This window comes from Lysobacter sp. 05T417 (assembly GCF_056396405.1).
Map to the genome: position 1 here is coordinate 198,013 of NZ_JBFTLK010000002.1, position 20,826 is coordinate 218,838.

Here is a 20,826-nt window from a genome sequence, read left to right on the forward strand (position 1 = left end):
CCGGTCACTCGACGATCCCCGTGCGCAACAGACGCTTGACCTGGCGCGCCATGCGCGAGGCGACGCCGCTTTCCTCCTGGCTGACGGCCGAAGCCGGCAGCTCGGCGGCGATCTGCGCCAGGCTCTGCGTCGCCAGCCGCATCAGCTGGATTCGCACGCCGGTCTCCTTGGCGACGCGGCTGGACATCTGCACCGCGAGCATCGAGTTTCCACCCAGGTCGAAGAAGTTGTCCGCATGGCTGACCTCCGTGCCCAGCAGTTCCTTCCACAGGCCACGAAGGTAGGCGCAGCGCGGGTCGGCTGCGTCGATGGCGGCGGTGTCGGTCACCGACTCGTCGTTGCCGGGATCGTCCAGGCCGGACAGCGCCAGTGCAGCGAGATCTTCGGTGGCGCCAGCCTGGGCACGGACGATGGTGGCGCCCAGCGCCCGCGCCAGCGCCGGCGCTTCGACCAGGCCGCGGTGCGAGCCGGGAATGGCGATGATGCGGATCGAGTCGACCAGCGACTCCCAGCCCAGCGCCGGTTTGTCGCGCAGGTGCGCGGGCTGTTCGTTGGCGCGGAACAGCACCACGGCAGCCGGATAGGCCTGCACCGCATAGTTGACGTAGGCGCGGGTGTGCACCGCCTCGAGTTCGGCGTAGCGGATGTCGTGCGGAAGCGGAGCACCGCTGAGGCGTGCCTGCTCGGCGTGCTGGCGCAACTGCCGGGCCTGGATGCGACGATTGACCGCATCGCTGATCGTGGCGATGCGTTCGCCGAACGATTGCCCCTGCATGCGCTGGCGCAAGCGGCGCACGCGCGCGACCAGTCCATTGCGCACACTCTCGCGGTAGCGGCTGCCGAACTCGGCGGAGGTATCGATGAGTGCGAGCAGCCCGACCCGTTCTCCGGCGGCGACCAGTTGCTGCGCCATCTCATAGGCGATCATGCCGCCCATCGAGCCGCCGGCCAGATGATACGGACCGTGCGGTTGCAGCTGACGGATCTCGCGCACATAGCGCTCGGCCATGGCCTGGATGCTCTCCAGCGGCGCCGTCCGGCCGTCGAGCCCGAGCGCCTGCAGGCCATGGATCGGGAACCCTTCCGGCAACGCCTCCGCCAGGGCGCGATAGTTGAGGACGTTGCCGCCGACGGCATGCACCAGGAAGAACGGCAGGCCATCGCCGTGCGTACGGATCGGCACCAGCGGCGCCCACGGGTCCGGGCGCGCGGATGCGTTCTCCTCGCCTTCGGCATGGGCGCCGGCATGGCGGTAGGCCAGTGCCAGCGCGCGCACCGTGCGCGCGCTCAACAGCGTCGCCAGCGGCAGGTTGATGCCGGTCTCGTGGTTGAAGCGGTGGAACATCTGCACCGCCTGCAGCGAATGGCCGCCGAGGGTGAAGAAGTCGTCGTCGGCGACGATGCGCGGGTTGCGCAGCAGGTCGCGCCAGATCTCGAGCAGGCGCGCGGCCAGCGGATCGAGGTCTTCATCGTTGGCCGCAGCAGTCAATGCGACCGCCCCGGCCGGTGGCTCCTGCGCGGCAGGCGCATCGACCGCGGCCTCCGCGGCTGGCCGGCCGAACAGCAGCGGCTGGCCGTCGTCGAACGTGGTCAGCGCTTCCAGGGTCATCGCCGGATCGCGGCCGATGCGCTCGAGAAGTTGCAGGTAGCGGCTATAGAGCAGGTCGGCGGTTTCAGCGTGGAAGATGTCGGCGTTGTGCATGAACCCGCCCGACAGGCCTTCGTCCTGCTCCACCAGCCACATGCCCAGGTCCTGGGTGGCGCCGGTCTGGAACACCGGGAAGCGCCCGTGCTCCAGCGGCCCCCAGTGGGTCACGCGCTTGCGGATGTCCTGGAACGAGAACAGCGCGTGGTACAGCACCGCGCCACCTTCGCGGCTGCGCATGCTCAACTCGCGCACCAGGTCCTCCAGGCGCACGTCCGGATGGCCGAAGCTGTCGAGCACCATGTCCTTCACCCGGGCCAGCGCCTGGGCGAACGTCATCGATGCATCCAGCTCCACCCGCAGCGGCAGCAGGCTGGTGAAGTAGCCCATCAGCGGTTCAACTTCGGCGCTGTTGCGGCCGCGCACCGGTGTGCCGACGATCAGCTCGCGCAGTCCCGATGTGCGGCTGACCAGGGTGAAGTACGCGGTCAGCAGCACCATGAACAGCGTCGCATCGAGCTTCAGCGCGGCGGCGTGCAGGGTCTCGGTGGTGGCGCGCGAGACATTGACGCGTCGCGTGACGCCGCGACCGGACATGCCCGGTCGCCGCGGCAGGTCGGTCGGCAATGCCTCCACGCCCTGCCCCGCGCCGCCGAGGCGGTCGCGCCAGAACGCCAGCTGCTTCGCGTACTCGCTGCCCTGCAGCCACTGCCGGTGCCAGACCGAGTAGTCGAGGTAGGTCACGCTGAGTTCGGGCAGCACCGGTGCGCGGTTCTCGACCTGCGCCTGGTACAGCTCGGACATTTCGGTGTACATCAGGTCGAACGACCAGCCGTCCCAGATCAGATGGTGCGGCATGAAGAACCACACGTGTTCCTCCGCGCCCAGCCGGAACAGGCGCGAGGCGATCAACGGCGCCTGGTCGAGCCGGAACGGCTGCTTGATCAGCGTATCGAGGCGCTTCGAGACTTCGCCGTCGCGGACATCGTCGGCAAAGTGGCTCAGGTCCTCGACCTCGCGGATGTCCAGCGCGACATGATCGTGCACGACCTGCATCGGTTCGCCATCGACCAGCTCGATGGACGTGCGCAGCGCCGACTGCCGCTGCAGCATCGCCTGCACGGCGCGCTGGAACGCCTCGGTATCGAGCGGACCACGCAGGCGGTGCGCCGACGGCGTGTTGTAGGTGATCTGGCCCGGGTTGAACTGCTCCAGCAGGTACAGGCGTTCCTGCATCACCGACATCGGGCCGTGCGACTGGTCGGCAAGGTGCACGATTGGCTCGCGCACGATCGCGCCTTCGCCGCCGTGCTCGCGCTGGTAGGCGTCGATCAGGCGCGCCAGCTTCGCCACCGTCGGGCCGTCGAACAGCGCCCGCAGCGACAGCGCGATGCCCAGTTCCTTGTTGAGTCGCGAAGTCAGCTGCGCCGCCAGCAGCGAGTGGCCGCCGAGCGAGAAGAAATCGTCGTCGACGCCGAGCTCGGCCACGCCCAGCACCTTGGCCATGGTCTCGGCGATGGTGCGTTCGAGCGGGCTGCGCGGTGCGATGCGCTCCCCGGCGGCGCGCGCGCTCATGTCGGGCACCGGCAATGACTTGCGGTCGATCTTGCCGTTGGGCAACAGCGGAATCGCATCGAGCAGCATCAGGTGCTGCGGGATCATGTAATCGGGCAACGAGCCGCGCAGGTGCGACAGCAGTTGTGCCTCGTCGACCGCGTGCCCTTCGACCGCGTGCCCTTCGGCAGCGTGCCCTTCGGCGGCGACGACATAGGCAACCAGGCGCACGTCGCCGGGGCGGTCCTCGCGCGCGGCAACGACCACGCGCGCCACACCCGCATGGGTCGCCAGCAGTGCTTCGATCTCACCCAGTTCGATGCGGTAGCCACGGACCTTGACCTGGAAATCCAGGCGGCCCATGTGTTCGAGCACGCCGTCCTGGCGCCAGCGACCGCGGTCACCGGTGCGGTACAGCTTCGCGCCAGGGGTCTTGGCGAAGGGATCGTCGATGAAGCGCTCGGAGGTCAGTTCGGCGCGATTGAGATAACCCAGGGTGACGCCATCGCCACCGATCCAGATTTCACCGGGCACACCGAGCGGGCACAGGCCGCCCTGCGGGTCGAGGATCCAGACCTGGGAGTTGGCGATCGGGCGGCCGATGTGGATGTCGGCCGGCTTGCCCTGCGCCGATGCGACGACACGGGCGCAGGTCGACCACACCGTCGTCTCGGTCGGGCCATAGACGTTCCACAGCGAACCGCAGCGCTGCAGCAGCTGCGCCGCCAGGTCGGCCGGCAGGGCTTCGCCGCCGCAGAGGATCTTGAAGTTCGTGTCGCCTTTCCAGTCCGCGTCCAGCAGCAGGCGCCAGGAGGCCGGCGTGGCCTGCATGATCGTCGCCCCGCTGCTGCGCACCAGCTGCGCCAGTGCAACGCCGTCGGTGGCGGTGTCGCGGTCGGCCAGCACCACCTGCGCGCCGACACTCAACGGCAGCAGCAGTTCGAGCACGGCGATGTCGAACGACAGCGTCGTCACCGCAACCAGCCGGTCGCTGTCGACGATGCCGGGCTCGCGCTGCATGCTGGCCAGGAAGTTGCTGACCGCACGGTGCGGCACCTGCACGCCCTTGGGCCGCCCGGTCGAGCCGGAGGTGTAGATCACGTAGGCGATCGATTCCGGCTCGGCCGCCATTGCGTCACGACCCAGGCGCTCGCCCGGCAAGCTTTCCAGTTCGTCTTCGAGCGCATCGAGCGCAAGTACAGGCCTGCCGCGCAGGTCGAAATTGCCGGCATGGGCCTGCTGCGTGAGCAGCGCCGCCAGGCCGGCATCGCCGGCCATGTAGGTCAGGCGTTCGGCCGGGAAGTGCGGATCCAGCGGCACGTAACCGGCGCCGGCCTTGAGCGTGCCGAGCAGGCCGGCCAGCATGTCGACACCGCGATCGAGCACCAGCCCGACCAGCGAGCCGCGACGCACGCCGCGACTGCGCAGCAGTTGGGCGATGCGGTTGGAGCGGTCCTCCAGTTCGGCGTAGCAGACCGCGCGCCCGTTGAAGATCAGCGCGGTGCGGCCGGGGGTGAGATCGCACTGCCGCTCGAAGTATTCATGCATCCGGCACTGCCGGTCGAATGCACTGGGCTCCGGTTGCAGCGCATTGAGCTCGGCGTAGGCGGCGGCGTTGACCACTGACAGCGCGCTGGCGTCGGCATCGGGCCGGGCCACGGCATCGCGCAGCAGCGATTCGTAGGCGGCCAGCCAGCGGCCGACGGTGTCGGCGTCGAACAGGTCGCTGTTGTACTGGCACTCCAGGCGCATTCCGCCCTGGGTCTGCACGGCATTGATGAAGATTTCGAAGTTCTCGAAACTGCGCGCGTTGTTGCTGAATTCCAGGGTCAGGCCCGGGAAGCCGGCGGTCTCGCGTTCCAGCGCCTGGTCGATGTTGAACATCACGCTGCACAGCGGCAGGCGCCCCGGGTCGCGCTCGATGCGCAGTTTGCTCAGCAGCGTGCCGAACGTGTAGCGCTGGTGGTCGATGGCGTCGAGCAGGGTCGACTGGGCGTCATCGAGGACCTTGCCGAAGGCATCCTTGGCCTCGATGCCGAAGCGAAGCGGCAGCAGGTTGACGCAGTGGCCGACCAGCTGGTCGTTGCCGTCGACCGATTGCCCGGCCGCCGGGATGCCGACCACGACCTCGTCCTGCCCGGCCAGGCGTGAGAGCACGCAGGCGAAGCCGGCCAGCAGGGTCGCGAACAGACTCACGCCACGGCGTGCGCCCATGCGGCGCACCGCGGCGACCAGTTCCGGGTCCAGCAGGTGGTCCTCGCGGCGCGAGGCGAAGCTGCGCCGGACCGGACGCGGCCGATCGGTGGGCAGGTCGAGCACGGGTGCGCCGCTGGCAAAGCGCGACAGCCAGTAGGCCTCGTCGCCGGCAGCGGTCGCGCTGTCGGGGTGGATCGCCTGCGCCAGCGCGTATTCGGAGAACGCTACCGCCGGCGCGATCGGCGCCACCGGGGCGCCACAACGGCTGCCGTACAGCTGGCCCAGGTCCTGCACGATCAGCCACCACGACCAGCCGTCGCAGACGATGTGGTGCGCGGTCAGCAGCAGGACGTGGTCGTCTTCGCCCAGGCACAGCAGTTCGGCGCGGAACAGCTCGCCGTGGGCCAGCTCGAATCCGGTTTCCACCGCGAGGCGCTGCCGCTCCAGGCGCGCCGCATCGCGGGCTGGCGGCGCCAGCGCCGACAGGTCGATGACGGGCAGCGGCAGTTGCGCCACTTCGCGCACGCACAGCGTTTCGCCATCGGGGCCGAAGTTGGAGCGCAGTGCGTCGTGGCGTTGCAGCAGATCGCCCAGGGCGGCGTGCAGCGCGGCACGATCGAGGCGGCCGCGCAGATGCAGCGACACCGACTCGTTGAACGCGAGCGTGGCGTCGTCGCCGAGCTGGGCGGCAAGCCAGACTTCGCGTTGCGGTTCGGTGGTGGGTACGACGCGATCGAGTACGCCGTCAGCGAACGGATCGTAGTCGACCGTATCGCTGGGCGGAGTCTGCACGATGGCCGCCATGCTCATGCTCCCACTTTGCGGTACTTGCCCGGTTCGCTTTCGTTGGGCACGAACCAGGCCGGGCGTCCGTCCGGTTCGCGACCGAGCCGTGCGCCTGGCACCGGCGGACGGTTCGGATCCATCACCACCGGCGGCGGCCCGAGGCGGCCCGGCAGCAGCTGCGCTTCCACCAGTTCCAGCACCGACTCCTTGTAGGCCTTCAGCATCGCCTGGACATCGGCTTCGCTGTGCGCGGTGGTCAGGAAGCAAGGGAAGTTGTCGACGATGTGGACCCCGCGGCTGCGCAGCATCGCAAACAGCAGTTCCTGCATCGGGTGGTCTTCGAGGAACTGCGTGCGCCACAGCGAGGCGAAGCGCTTGATGCTGATCGGCGCGCCGACCTCCTCCAGGAACGCATTGAGCTCATCGACATACGCGGTCGTGCGCGCGGTGAGCTGCTCCTGCAATGCCGGCCCGACTTCCTTCATGTGCTCCAGCACTGCCTTGGCCGCAGCCAGCGCCAGCGGGTGGCGGACGAACGTGCCGGCGAAGTACGTGACGCCGACGGTGGGCACCGAATCGTCGCCGTACTGCCAGTGGCCGCCGTCGAGGGCGTCCATGAACTCGCGCCTGCCGGCGACCACGCCGAGCGGGTAGCCGCCACCGATGACCTTGCCGTAGGTCGCAATGTCCGCCTTGATGCCGAACAGCGCCTGCGCGCCAGCCGGATGGCTGCGGAATCCGGTGATGACTTCGTCGAAGATCAGCGCGGCACCAGCGTCTTCGGTGATCTTGCGGACCTCGCGCAGGAACTCGACCGGCTGGAAGTCCGGACGCCGGCTCTGCACCGGCTCCACCAGCACCGCGGCCAGCTCGTGGGCACGGCTGCGGATGATCTCCAGCGATTCGGGCGTGCCGTAGTCGAGCACCAGCACGTTCTCGGCGGTGTTGGCGAGGATGCCGGGCGCGGCCGGCACCGCGCGCAGCTTCTTGGTGCCGCGCACGATCACTTCGTCGTTGATGCCGTGATACGAGCCGTTGAAGGTGACGATGGTGCTGCGGCCGGTGATGGTGCGGGCGATGCGGATCGCGCCGAGCACGGCTTCCGAACCGGTGTTGCACAGCGCGGCGCGGTCGTGGCCGGTGAAATCGCAGATCAGCCTGGCCACCTCGCCCGACAGCGGATGCTGCGGGCCGATCTCGTAGCCCAGGTCCAGCTGCTGGCGGATCGCATCGAGCACGAAGTCCGGCTGCCAGCCGAACATGCTCATGCCGAAGCCGTTGGTGGCGTCGATGTACTCGTTGCCGTCGATGTCGAACAGGTGCGAACCCTTGGAACGCCCGATCACGATCTGGTAGATGATTTCCTTCAGCGCCGGCCGGAACCCGTTGACCACGCGCGGATCGGCCATGTGGGCACGGTGCTGCTGGGTGTATGCCTTCGACTTAGGGCTGCGCGCCAGGTAGCGCGCGATGAACTCGGCCAGGCGCTTGCGCTGGTGATCGTTGAAATCCTGGCGGGCGTTATGGATGCGGGCGATCGCGCCAAACGCCTTCTGCACGTCGTACTTGGTGTGGGCGAGCGCGGCCGCTTCGGGGTCGGCAGTCGCGTCGGTGGCGGCAGACGGTGCCACCGGGGCGGCGGACATTGGAGCAGCGGCGACTGGAGCGGCAGCGACTGCGGCGGCAGCCGGGGCCACCGCAACCGTTGCAGGCGCGGCAACGGCGACCGGCACCCCCGACAGCAATGCCAGCTGTTGCTGCATCAGCTGCATCTGCTGCGCGATCAGGGTACGGGCGAAGTCGCCCTGGGCCGCGCCAAGCAACGCCTGCGCCGGCATCGCCATGACCTGCGGCGCTGCCACTGCCACGGCGGCCTGCGCCACCGCTGCGCTCGCAACCGGCGCCGGCGCGGCGACAGGCGCCGGCGGCGCCTCCGGCGGCAGACGCTCGTCGAGCATCTTCGACAACCGCTCCAGGCTTGAGAACTCGCCCATCAGCTGGCGGAAGGTGACGCTGACCGCGAAGGTCCGCTGCAACTGCGTCGCCACCTGGGTCAGCATCAGGCTGTCCAGGCCGAGCTCCATGAAGTTGGCTTCACTGTCGGCATCGGACAGATCGAAACCGACCACGTCCTCGAAGACATCGCGCAGCCGGCCGATCAGTGCCGGCCGGCGATCGGCGGCTACGGCGCTCTGGGCAGGCGAGCCGACGTCCTGGGTGGTGGGGGACGCGACGAGGTGCGGCATGGGAATCTCCAGATCCGTGGTGATGTTCAGTGCAGGGTGCGGAACGACATTGGCGATCGCCGATGGCGCTTCCACCCAGAAACGTTGCCGCTCGAAGGGATAGGTCGGCAGCAGCACGCGGCGGCGCTGCTGGCGGCGGTCGAACGTGGCCGGGTCGATGGCGGCGCCGCGGCACCAGAGCTGCCCGGCGGCGTTGCGGATGCACGCCTCCTCGGCGTCCGGCGAATCGGTGAGCGTGGAGACTGCGACGGCCGGTTGGCGCTGCACGCCCGGGTGTTGCCGCGCCAGGGTGGCCAGCGTGGTCCGCGGGCCGACTTCCAGCAGCACGCGCGGGCGCTCATCGACCAGTCGCTCGAGCGCGGCGGCGAAACGGACCGGCTCGCGCAGATGCTGTGCCCAGTACTCGGCGGACATGGCCGTCTCGTCATCGAGCCACTGCGCGCTTGCCGTCGACATCAGCGGCACGGCCGGTGCGCTGCGCACCACCGCCGCCACTTCCGCGCGGAACGGCGCGACCACGTCGTCCATCATCGAGGAGTGGAAGGCGTGCGAGGTATGCAGCACCCGGCACGCCACGCCGTCGGACTCGAGTTGCCCCTGGAACCGCGCGATCGCGTCGTCCGGACCGGACACGACACAGGCACCGGGCGCGTTCTCGGCCGCCAGCGAAAGATCGTCCGGCAGTCGCGGCAGCAGTGCGTCCAGCGCCAGGCGAACCGACATCATGGTGCCGGTCGGCTGCGCCTGCATCAGCGCACCGCGACGGGCGACCAGGCGCAGTGCATCGGCAAGCGTGAACACCCCGGCCAGCGCGGCGGCGACGAACTCGCCGACGCTGTGGCCGATCATCGCCGCCGGCATCACGCCGTGGCTCATCCACATCCGCGCCAGCGCGTACTCGATGGCGAAGGTGGCTGGTTGCATCGTGGCCGTCGGCTGCAGGTCCTCGGCACTGCCGGCGAAGACGCGTTCGCGCAGATCGAAGCCGAGTTCGGCGCGCAGCAGGTCGGCACACTCGTCGAAGGCGGCGCGGAAAGCCGGCTCGCTGGCGTACAGGCCACGGCCCATGCCGGCGTACTGCGAGCCCTGCCCCGGGAACATGAAGACGACATCGCTTGAACGCGCCGGCCGGCTGCGTGTCGCCGCGGCGGTCAGCTCGTTCGTGCGCAGTGCATCCACGGCGGCGGCGACGTCGTCAGCCACCACGCACACACGGTGTGCGAAGGCCTTGCGGCCCACCGCCAGGGTCCAGGCGACGTCGGCCAGGTTGGCCTGCGGTTGCGCCGCCAGATGGTCTGCCAGGCGCTCGGCCGAACGCGCCAGCGCCGCCGGGGTCCGCGCCGACAGCACCAGCAACTGTGGGCCCTGCCCCCGCTCGGATTCGTCGCGCGCGGGCGCTTCTTCGATCACGACATGGGCGTTGGTTCCGCCCACGCCGAACGAGCTCACGCCGGCGCGCCGCGGCGCATTGCCCGCGGGCCAGTCGCTGAGGCGGTCGTTGACGATGAAAGGAGTCGCGCCGAAATCGATCGATGCATTGGCCTGTTGGTAGTGCAGCGACGCCGGGATGCGCTGCTCCCACAGCGACAGCGCCGTCTTGATCACGCCCGCACCGCCAGCAGCGATGACCAGGTGGCCGACGTTGCTCTTGACCGAGCCGATCCGGCAGAAGCCAGTGTCGGCGGTGCTGCGACGGAACGCGCGCGTCAGCCCCTCGACCTCGATCGGATCGCCCAGCGGCGTGCCGGTACCGTGCGCCTCGACATAGCCGATGCTGCGCGGGTCGACGCCCGCGTCGGTGTGCGCCATCGCGATCACCGCAGCCTGCCCTTCGCTGCTGGGCGCGGTGAAGCTGGCCTTGTGGCCACCGTCGTTGTTGACGGCGGCGCCGCGGATCACGGCATAGACCGGGTCGCCATCGGCGAGCGCGTCGTCCAGGCGCTTGAGCAGCACCACCGTCGCGCCATCGCTGAACACCGTGCCGGTGGCATCGCGGTCGAACGTGCGGGTGTGACCATCGCGCGAGAGCATCGCGCCTTCGATGTGGCGGTAGCCGCTGCGCGGCGGACACGTCGCCGACGCCGCGCCCGCCAGGGCCATGTCGCAATGCCCGGCGCGCAGACTGTCCACGGCCTGGCAGATCGCCACCAGCGAGGTCGAACACGCGGTATGCGTGCTCACCGCCGGCCCGGTCAGGTTGAGCTTGTGGGCGACGTGGGTGGCGATGTAGTCCTTCTCGTTGTTGACCATGACCTGGAAGTCGCCGAGCTTGGCGATCAGGTCGGGACGATGCGCGAGATGGCGCTGGAAGTAGGTGCCGTTGTTCATGCCGGCGAACACGCCGACCGGTCCGGGCGTGGCATCGGGCGCGTAGCCGGCGCGTTCCAGGCATTCCCAGCTCAGCTCCAGGAAGATGCGCTGCTGCGGATCCATCAGCTCGGCTTCGCGCGGACTGATGCCGAAGAAGGCGGCGTCGAAGTTTTCCAGGCCTTCAATGACGCCACGCGCGGCGACGTAGCCCGGATCGCTGCGCTCGCTGGCGGTGACGGCCGGATCGAGCTCGTCGGGCTTGAAGTAGGTGATGCTGTCGCGGCCTTCGCACAGATTCCGCCAGAACGCCTCGACGTCGCCGGCACCGGGGAAGCGGCCGGCCATGGCGACGATGGCAATGGCTTCGTTGCGGGCAGCGCCCTCGCGCGGCGCGCGGCCGAAGCGCGACGCCGGGATGGTCGTCTGCGCCCCGCCCTGCAGGAGCGATGCCAGTGCCGACGGTGTCGGGTGACGGAAGAAATCCAGCGCCGACAGCGGCGTGTTCGATGCGCCCTCGCCTGCCGTCGCCTCGCGCTCGCGGCGGACGCGCTCGAGCAGCCGCATCGCCAGCAGCGAGTTGCCGCCCAGGTCGAAGAAGTTGTCGTTGCGGCCGACTTGTTCGATGCCCAGCACCGACGCGTACGCCGCGCAGATCATCTGCTCGATCGCACCCTGCGCCGGTTCGAATGCCACGGCCAGTTCCGGCCGTTCCGAACCCGGCTCGGGCAGCGCGCGCCGGTCGAGCTTGCCGTTGGGTGTCACCGGCAGCGCCGGCAGGCGGACGAAATGCGCCGGGATCATGTGTTCGGGCAGCTGCAGGCCCAGGTGTGCGCGCAGCGCTTCCACGCCGATCGCCGCATCGACCGGCTGGGTCACGTAGTAGGCCACCAGGCGCAGGTCGCCATCGCCATCCGGGCGCGCCAGCACGACGCCGGCACTGACCTGCGGATGCTCCATCAGCCGCGCCTCGATCTCGCCCAGTTCGATGCGGAAACCACGAATCTTGACCTGGAAATCGTTGCGGCCCTGGTACTCGATGTTGCCGTCCGGCAGCCACCGGCCAAGGTCGCCGGTGCGGTACATGCGCGCCTGCCGATCGCCTGCGAACGGGTCGGCCACGAAGCGCTCGGCCGTGAGCTCGTCGCGATTGAGGTAACCGCGACCGACCTGCACGCCGCCAATGTAGAGCTCGCCGGTCACGCCCCGCGGCACCGGTTGCAGGCACGGGTCGAGCACGTACATGCGGGTGTTGGCGATCGGCTTGCCGATCGGCACGCTCAACGTCGCCTTGCCCGGTGCGCTGGTCCATGCGGTGACATCGACCGCAGCTTCGGTCGGGCCATAGAGGTTGTGCAGTTCGACGCCCGGCAGGCGCTGGTGGAAGCGCTCCGCCAGAGCGACCGGCAACGCCTCGCCGCTGCACATGACGCGCTTGAGCACGCCCGCGCAGGAGGGTGCGGCATCGTCCTCGAGGAACGCATGCAGCATCGACGGCACGAAGTGCAGCGTGGTCACGCCATGCTCGCCGATCACCGATGCCAGATAGGCCGGATCCTTGTGGCCGTCAGGGCGCGCCATCACCAGGCGCGCGCCGGTCAGCAGCGGCCAGAAGAATTCCCACACCGACACGTCGAAGCTGAAGGGCGTCTTCTGCAGGACCGTGTCGTGCGCACCAAGCCCGTAGGCGTCCTGCATCCACAGCAGGCGATTGACGATGCCGCGATGCTCGTTCATCGCTCCCTTCGGCAGGCCAGTCGAACCGGAGGTGTAGATCATGTACGCCAGGTGCCGCGCGGTCAGTCCGAGCGCCTGCGCCGCGACATCGGTGTCGGCTTCACCGGCCCAGGCCGGCTGTTCGACGGTGAGGTCCAGAACCGGGCAGCGCACTTCCAGCGTCTGCAGCAGCGGCAGCAGCGTCGCCTGCGTCAGCAGCACCTTCGGCGCGCTGTCGCCGAGCATGTGGACGAGACGATCGTGCGGGTAAGCCGGATCCAGCGGCACATAGGCGCCACCGGCCTTGAGGATGGCGAGCAAGCCGACCACCATCGCCCAGCCGCGTTCGATGCAGATGCCGACGCGGTCGTCCGGGCCCACGCCCTGCGCGCGCAGGTGGCACGCCAGGCGATTGGCTTCGCGGTTGAGCTGGGCAAAGGTCAGCGTACGGTCCTGCGCGATCACCGCAGGAGCATCGGGGCTGCGCGCGACCTGCGCTTCGACCAGCGCATGCAGGCTGCAGTCCAGCGGGTAATCGACGTACGTGTCGTTGCAACCGTCGAGCAGGTCGGCGCGCTCGTCGACATCGATCATGGCCAGGCGACCGGTTGCAAGTTCCGGCGTTGCGGTCGCGGCGATCAGCAGGTTGCGTGTGTAGCCAAGGTAACGCTGCAGTGTGGCTTCGTCGTACAGCGCGGCATCGCCTTCCAGCGCGATCTCCAGGATGCCGCCGTTGTCGCGCATGCGAAGGCCCAGCTCGACACCTGCCATCGCGCCGTCGCCGCTGGCGAAGCCAATCTGCCAGCCGGCCGTGGTCTCACCCTGGTCGCGCGCCTTCGCTGCGAGCGACAGCTGCTCTGCGGTGGCGGCCAGCAGGTCCGTGGTCGATGCAGCCGGGTCGAGTTCGAAGCGAACCGGCAGTGCCGCGGCATCGGCTGAGAATGCGGCCGCGACCGCCAGCCCGGTCTGGTTCGACAAGCGGTACAGCGCGACCGCCCAGCCGGCCAGCATGGCGACCGCCAGCGATTGCCCGTGATCGTCGGCCAGCAGCTGCAGCGCGGTGCGCACAGCCGCCGGCAGGAGCTGCTGCGCGTGCACACGCGTGTCCGTGGGGTCGCGTCCGCGGGGGCGATCGGCCGGGACTTCGATCAATGCCGGCAACAGCAGCGACAGGTCGGCTTGCGCGGTGCTGCCACACGTATCCCGCGCTTCGTCCAGCGTGCCCGCACCCGTGTTACGCATGTTCTATCCCCCGATATCCACTGAGGGATAACGTGCTCGCGCCGCAATGGCGGTCAGCACTGAAGTCATTGCAAGGGAATGGACCGGAATATTTGCCGCGAATGTCGCGAGGCAGGACGCATGCACACTGCCGCTTGTCTGTTCCAACGCAGTACAGGCGGCAAAGCGGCCTTCCATGCCCCAGCTTGTGCGCACGGCTCCGGTACGCGCTACGATGCGCCGAATCAGGGGGGGCCATGAGTCAGGACTTCTCGCTTCTGTACTTCCAGCTCGGGCTGGAGCCAGGCTGCAGCCTCGAGGACCTCAAGCGTGCCTACCGGGTGCGCGTGGCCGAACTGCACCCTGACCGCCACGGCGAAGGCAGTGCAACGAGCGAAGACCACGACGCCCTGACCGAGCTGACGGCGCTCTACTCCAAGGCGATCCGCTTCCACCGCATCCACGGCCGCCTGCCGGGCGCCGCGCCCAAGGCCAGTGGCCTGCACACGGTGCACCCTGCACACGCGGCCCCGGCGCACCCGGCACAGACGCATTCATCGCAGACGCATTCGTCGCAGACGCAGGCGCCTGGCCGCAGCAACCACGAAACAGCCGCTTCCGCGGCGCGCGTCACCACCCCTGCCAGCCGCATCGCAAGCGGTCGACTTTCGCCCAACCGGACCACGCCGACGCTGGCGATCGTGACCATCCTGGTGCTGATCGTGGTGATGGTCGCGCTGCACTGGTCGGAGACCCGGTTCGAACAGAAGGTCGAAAACGGCCTGCACGCGCAGGAATCCGAACCGGCCTACGACCCGCAGCAACCCAGGCTGGAACTGGGCATGGAAGAAGGCGCGGTCTTCGCGCTCGAGGGAGCGCCGGTGCTGGTCCAGGACGACATCTGGAACTACGGCTCGTCCTGGGTGCGCTTCGAGGACGGCCATCTCGTCGACTGGAGCAGCGCCCCACCCAACCGGCTCCAGGCAGCCACGCCACGCCCGGTGCAGGAAGAAGAGCAACCCGACGAGGCCCAGTAGGGTTCCCCGCCGGCAGCCGCCTGCGAGCCGGCGGCCGCCTCCTGCCTTCGCTCGACCTCAGCGCGCTCCGCGCTGGAACAGCACCACTTCGACCGTCTGCAGCAGGATGATCAGGTCGAAGGCGAGGCCATGGTTCTTGACGTAGAACAGGTCGAACTTGAGCTTCTCTTCGGCATCGCGCACCGATGCGCCGTACGGGTAGCGCAACTGCGCCCAGCCGGTCAGGCCCGGCTTCACGCAGTGGCGCACGGCGTAGTAGCGGATCTCGCGGCTGAGCATGTCGACGAACTGCGGCCGCTCCGGCCGTGGCCCGACGATGCTCATCTCGCCGCGCAGGATGTTGAACAACTGCGGCAGTTCGTCGAGCCGGGTCAGGCGGATGAAACGCCCCACCCGCGTGGTGCGATCGTCGCCGGTCTGCGCCCAGCGGGCCACGCCGTCAACTTCGGCATCCACGCGCATGCTGCGGAACTTGATCAGCTCGAACGGTCGCCCGCCCTCGCCGATCCGGGTCTGCTGGTACAGGATCGGACCGCTCGACTCCAGGCGGATGCACAGCGCCACCAGCGCCATGAACGGCCACGTCACGATCAACAGCATGGCGGCAGCCAGCACGTCGAAGAAGCGTTTGTTCATGCACCGCGACGTCGAATGATCGAAGCCGCCGGAGAACACCAGCCACGACGGGTCGACCAGGTTGGTGGTGACGATGCCCGCCTCGCGCTCGAAGAACGTCGACAGGTCGGTCATGGCCACGCCGCGCTGCACGCAGGCCAGCATGTCCTCCATCGGCAGGCCGCCGCGACGCTCGTCCGGCGCCACCACGACTTCGCTGATCTGCAACCGGTGCGTCAGCTCGGCCAGTCCGCCGTCGGCCGACACATGCAGGCCCGCCGGCACCGCCATCTCCTGTCCCGCGATCGGCACGAATCCGACCAGGGTGAAGGCGCGACGGTCGCTGTTGCGGCGCATGCGGCTGTTGATGAGGTCGGCGTTGTGGCCGGCGCCGAGCACCAGCACCCGCCGCCGGAACAGGTCGCCGGCGAACACCTGCAGGATGCCAAGGCGCAGCAGCGCCATTCCGGCCATGGCCAGGATCAGCGCAATCACGATCACGCCGCGTCCGATGTAGGCCGCCGGCACCAGGTAGTACAGCACCATCAGGCCAATGCCGCCGATCGCGAACGACACCAGCAACCGCAGCGCGAACTCGAACCGGTTCAGGCGCACGTGCACTTCGTACAGGCCCAGCGCGGCCATCGAGGTGGTCACGAACAGGGCCACCATGAATGCCCTGATGGCGAGGTTCTCGGAAAAGATCTGGTGGCCTTCCGGGTCGTTCATGAAACGCAGCCATGCTGCGCCCGCGACCGCCGCCATCACCAGCAACAGTTCCAGCACCCAGATGAGCGTGAGCGCTCGATTCTTGCGACTAGACTTTGCGAATACCATGGAACCGCACTCCCGCGGGGGGCATGCAATACCCGTTCGATGCGGGCTGCATGCGGTTGACGCACACGCTGCGTGGGGGCTCCCTTGCTCAGTGATGGCGCGGGAACCGTTGCATTGCGTCGAGGGGTGGGCGGGTCTCGTCACGATGGCGCTCGCCATCGACCCGGCCGTCGTTGCCTATCCCCCCAACGACGAACTCACGACACGTACAACGCCGGCTCGGCGACCACCCGGCCACCCAGCGGACGCAACCAGACGCCCTCGATCACCGCATCCACCGGAGCGGCCACGGCCGCGGTCCAGCGCGCACCGATCTGGAGCATCGACAGGCGCACCGGTCCACCGGAACGGTCGGCAGCCGGATGCGTCAACGGCACGACCGCACCGTCGGCGGCGACGAAACTGGTCATTTCCCGCTCCAGGCCGATGCCTTCGGCTTTGAGCAGCGCTTCCTTGCGCACCCACAACGCGAGCAGTTCGCGGCCATAGGCCGGTTCGCGCATGCCGGCAAGCTGGCGGGCTTCGACCTCATGGCAGACGCTGGTGGACACCTGCGGCAATTCGGTGGCGCGCTGCGAAGGTTCGATGTCGATGCCGACCGGCCCCATGGCGCAGACCGCAAAAGCGGCAACACCCTCGGCATGGCTGAGGCTGGTGTGCAGCGACAGGCCTGGCAGGCACGGGCAGCCGCGTTCGTCGCGCGCCAGCGGCACCTGCGCCGGCGCGATGCCGAGCACGCCGGCCAGCACCACGCGATGCAAGGCGTAGGCAATGGTCAGCGCTTCGCGGTCGGAAGCGTGGCGTCGGTGCAGCACCCGCGACCGTTCGGCCGGGTCCAGCAGCGCCCATGCCTCGTCGTGCCAGGACTGCCACGTTTCCAGCTCGGCCAGCGCCACCACGCAGGAACGCGCGCGCGAAGGACGAAGGTCCGGCGCCTCGGGCATGGCCCCGACGATGGCCACCGGTACCCCCAGCGGGCGCACTGGCGCAATGAGTGTCATCGATTCCCCCTGCCCCGGCCTGGCGCCAGCTGCCTCGTGGATCACGACTACCCTCAACGCAGCGGGGGTCGCGACGAGGCCACGGCGGCCGCGAACCCACACCGACCGGCACCGCCGCGATCGATGGCGTCCTGTTCTGGCGCCCCGACGCGTTCTCTGCAGCGAGGCCGGATGTCGCCACCGTGACGTCGCCTCCTACCGGGGCCAACATGCGCGCACGCCAGAGCAGCCATCCGTCCACGCCCACGCGCGGCGCGCGTCGCCGCCAGCGCGGCTGAGCGCCATGGACACCACCGATTTCGAAGGCCGGCACGTCCACGCCGGCACTCGCGAAGGACGCGGCGCGGACGGCAGCACCGTCGCGCACGGCGCCACCGCGAGTTTCGCGCCGCCGTCGCTGCAGACCGTCAGGGTCGGCGTGGTCGGGCTGGGTTACGTCGGCCTGCCGCTGGCGGTCGCGTTCGCGAAGTACTTCGACACTGTCGGCTTCGACATCAATGCCGCCCGCGTCGACGAGCTGCGGCAGGGGCGCGACAACACCCTGGAGGTCGACCAGGCCGAACTGGCCGCGGCGCGCCGCCTGCGTTGCAGCAGCGACCTGGCGGACCTGCGCGCGTGCAACGTCTACATCGTCACCGTGCCCACGCCGATCGATGCCGCCAAGCGTCCCAACCTTGGCCCGCTCGCCCGCGCCAGCGAAAGCCTGGGCAAGGTGCTCAAGCGCGGCGACGTGGTCGTGTACGAATCCACCGTCTACCCCGGATGCACCGAGGAAGTGTGCGTGCCGATCCTGGAACGCTCGTCGGGCCTGGTGTTCAACCGCGACTTCTTCGTCGGCTACAGCCCGGAGCGGATCAATCCCGGCGACAAGGACCACCGCCTCACGTCGATCCTCAAGATCACCTCCGGCTCGACACCGGAGGCCGCCGACTTCGTCGATCGCCTCTACGGTTCGATCATCGAGGCCGGTACGCACAAGGCCAGTTCGCTCAAGGTCGCCGAGGCGGCCAAGGTCATCGAGAACACCCAGCGCGATCTCAACATCGCCCTGATCAACGACCTGGCGATCCTGTTCAACAAGCTAGGCATCGACACCCTGGAAGTCCTGCAGGCGGCCGGCACCAAGTGGAACTTCCTGCCGTTCCGGCCGGGCCTGGTCGGCGGCCACTGCATCGGCGTGGATCCCTATTACCTCACCCACAAGGCGCAGGAGATCGGCCATCACCCGGACGTGATCCTGGCGGGCCGCCGCACCAACGACGGCATGGGCTCCTACATCGCCAGCGAAGTCGTGCGCCTGATGGTGCGCAAGGGCATCAACCCGGTGCATGCGCGGATCCTGATCCTCGGCCTGGCCTTCAAGGAAAACTGCCCGGACCTGCGCAACACGCGCGTGGTCGACATCCTGCATGCGCTGCACGGCTACAACGCCGACGTCGATGTCCATGACCCGTGGGTCGATGCCGGCGAGGCCAGCGCCGAGTACGGCATCACCCCGATTGCCGAACCCGCAGCGGGCCAGTACGACGCGGTGATCGTGGCCGTGGCCCACCACCAGTTCGCCGCACTCGGCGCGCAGGGCGTCAAGGCCCTGGGCAAGCCGGTGTCGGTGATCTACGACGTCAAGTACGTGCTGCCCCGCGACGCGGTCGACGGCAGGCTGTGATGCCCGCGCGCGGCAATCCTTTCAACCATTTCATTCCACTTTGCGGAGATTCACTGCGATGAAGGTCCTCGTCACCGGCACGGCCGGATTCATCGGCTCGCATGTCGCGTTGGAACTGTTGCGCCGTGGTGATGAAGTGGTGGGTTTCGACAATCTCAACAGCTATTACGACGTCGGCCTGAAGAAGGCCCGGCTGGCGCGTTTCCTCAGCCATCCGCGCTACACCCACCTGCACGCCGACCTGGCCGACCGCGACGCGGTGGAAGCCGCGTTCGAGCGCCATCGCCCGCAGCGGGTGGTGCACCTGGCCGCACAGGCCGGCGTGCGCTACGCGGCGGAAAACCCGCACGTGTACGTCAGCAGCAACGTCAGCGGTTTCCTGCACGTGCTCGAGGGCTGCCGCCGCCATGGCAGCGAGCATCTGGTGTTCGCTTCGACCAGCTCGGTGTACGGCGCCAACACGGCGATGCCCTTCTCCGAGCATCAGCCCACCGAGCATCCGCTGACGCTGTACGCGGCGACCAAGAAGGCCAACGAGCAGATGGCGCACAGCTACGCGCATCTGTACGGGATCCCGAGCACGGGCCTGCGCTTCTTCACGGTCTACGGTCCGTGGGGCCGGCCGGACATGGCGCTGTTCCTCTTCACCAAGGCGATCCTCGCCGGCGAACCGGTACCGGTGTTCAACCACGGCCGGCACAAGCGCAGCTTCACCTACATCGACGATATCGTTGCCGGCGTGGTGCGCGCGCTCGATCGCGTGCCCACGCGTGACGACAGCTGGCGCGGCGATACGCCCGACCCGGCCAGCAGCGGCGTCGCGCCGTATCGCCTCTACAACATTGGCAGCCGCCAGAGCGTGGAGCTGCTGCGTTATATCGAAGTGCTCGAGCAATGCCTGGGCCGCAAGGCGACCTTGCAGATGCTGCCGCTCCAGGCCGGCGACGTGCCGGCAACGGAAGCCGACTGCAGCGATCTGGCCGACGACATGGGCTATTCGCCACAGGTCACGGTCGAGGAAGGCGTGGCGAATTTCGTCGACTGGTACCGCGACTACTACCACCTCGGCGCCGCAGTGCCGGCGCGGCAGTACGCGTGAGGTAGAAGCAAAAGGGCCGATGGTTTCCCATCGGCCGCACGCTGCTACAAAGCAAAAGGGCCGATGGTTTCCCATCGGCCCTTCGCTTTCTTGTGTGGCGCGCCCGGAGAGATTCGAACTCCCGACCACCAAGTTCGTAGCCTGGTGCTCTATCCAGCTGAGCTACGGGCGCTGAGTTGAAAAATTATGACGGGTCGATTTCGATTCGTCAAACATTTTTCGAACATTTCCCTGTCGATGGCCTCGCGTATTGCGAGGGTCTTCAGGTCCACGAAACTCCCGAAGGTGTTTCGTGATTGGCGAATTCCGCGGTTCCGGGCATCGCATGGTGCCAACCATGTCGACGCGTTTTCAGGAGTGCATGCACTACTGCGGAACCCGGGCCTCGCCGGTAGAACTGGCGGAGACTGAGGGATTCGAACCCTCGATGGAGCTTTTGACCCCATACTCCCTTAGCAGGGGAGCCCCTTCGGCCACTCGGGCAAGTCTCCGCGACAAAACTCAAGTCGGCGCGGGCGCAAAGCATAACGGCTCGCCCCGCGCACGGCAAACAATTTGTGTCAGGCGTCGGTGTTCTTGCCTGCGTCATCAGCGGGCTCTTCGCCGCGCTGGATACGCTGGTAGATCTCTTCGCGGTGCACAGCGACATCTTTCGGTGCGGTAATTCCGATACGCACCTGGTTGCCCTTGACGCCGAGCACGGTGACGGTCACCGAGTCGCCGATCATCAGGGTCTCACCGACGCGACGCGTCAGGATCAGCATCTAACATCTCCTATGGCCGGCAGGTCCACCGCCGGCAAATGGGCGCTCCCGGGAGCGCCTCCAGTTTTGTACACAAACGTGAACCATATTAGCGGCCGGTCAAACGTGACCGCAACCGCAGAAGGTCATGTTTCTC

8 protein-coding genes and 2 tRNA genes are annotated in these 20,826 nt (G+C 68.3%); 3 read left to right on the top strand and 7 right to left on the bottom strand.

Annotated features, from left to right (window positions below; genetic code table 11):
* Nucleotides 1-4: 4 nt before the first annotated feature.
* On the bottom strand, nucleotides 5-6,199 hold the full coding sequence (locus AC1DER_RS04280) for an amino acid adenylation domain-containing protein (protein ID WP_477246977.1): 6,195 nt from the start codon (nucleotides 6,197-6,199) through the stop codon (nucleotides 5-7).
* Between the two features lie 2 nt (nucleotides 6,200-6,201).
* Complete coding sequence (locus AC1DER_RS04285) at nucleotides 6,202-13,692, bottom strand: amino acid adenylation domain-containing protein (protein WP_477246979.1); 7,491 nt, start codon at nucleotides 13,690-13,692, stop codon at nucleotides 6,202-6,204.
* Nucleotides 13,693-13,928: 236 nt separating this feature from the next.
* Between AC1DER_RS04285 and AC1DER_RS04290 the strand changes: the two genes are divergently transcribed.
* Entirely contained in the window at nucleotides 13,929-14,708 is a 780-nt protein-coding gene (locus AC1DER_RS04290) for a hypothetical protein (RefSeq protein ID WP_477246981.1), read from the top strand.
* Nucleotides 14,709-14,765: 57 nt separating this feature from the next.
* Here AC1DER_RS04290 and AC1DER_RS04295 read toward each other — a convergent pair whose 3' ends face one another.
* A complete protein-coding gene (locus AC1DER_RS04295) occupies nucleotides 14,766-16,160 on the bottom strand; it encodes a TIGR03013 family XrtA/PEP-CTERM system glycosyltransferase (RefSeq protein ID WP_441814847.1) in 1,395 nt (464 codons plus the stop codon).
* Between the two features lie 197 nt (nucleotides 16,161-16,357).
* Nucleotides 16,358-17,161, bottom strand: a complete 804-nt coding sequence (locus tag AC1DER_RS04300) for a 4'-phosphopantetheinyl transferase family protein (protein ID WP_477246983.1) — start codon at nucleotides 17,159-17,161, stop codon at nucleotides 16,358-16,360.
* A gap of 397 nt (nucleotides 17,162-17,558) precedes the next feature.
* On the opposite strand from AC1DER_RS04300, the gene tviB reads away from it, so the two are divergent.
* Both tviB and AC1DER_RS04310 read left to right on the top strand, forming a co-directional pair.
* Entirely contained in the window at nucleotides 17,559-18,827 is a 1,269-nt protein-coding gene (tviB, locus tag AC1DER_RS04305; protein WP_477247018.1) for a Vi polysaccharide biosynthesis UDP-N-acetylglucosamine C-6 dehydrogenase TviB, read from the top strand.
* Nucleotides 18,828-18,885: 58 nt separating this feature from the next.
* Nucleotides 18,886-19,926, top strand: coding sequence for an NAD-dependent epimerase (locus tag AC1DER_RS04310; protein ID WP_477246985.1), 1,041 nt, complete (start codon nucleotides 18,886-18,888; stop codon nucleotides 19,924-19,926).
* A 95-nt stretch (nucleotides 19,927-20,021) separates the two neighbouring features.
* Here AC1DER_RS04310 and AC1DER_RS04315 read toward each other — a convergent pair.
* The 3 genes from AC1DER_RS04315 to csrA form a co-directional block, all read right to left on the bottom strand.
* Nucleotides 20,022-20,098: transfer RNA gene (locus AC1DER_RS04315), tRNA-Arg, on the bottom strand.
* 226 nt (nucleotides 20,099-20,324) lie between these two features.
* A tRNA-Ser gene (locus tag AC1DER_RS04320) sits at nucleotides 20,325-20,417 on the bottom strand.
* A gap of 69 nt (nucleotides 20,418-20,486) precedes the next feature.
* Nucleotides 20,487-20,690 carry a carbon storage regulator CsrA gene (csrA, locus tag AC1DER_RS04325; RefSeq protein WP_441814850.1) on the bottom strand — a complete coding sequence of 68 codons (204 nt, stop codon included), beginning with the start codon at nucleotides 20,688-20,690 and terminating at the stop codon, nucleotides 20,487-20,489.
* Nucleotides 20,691-20,826: the final 136 nt, after the last annotated feature.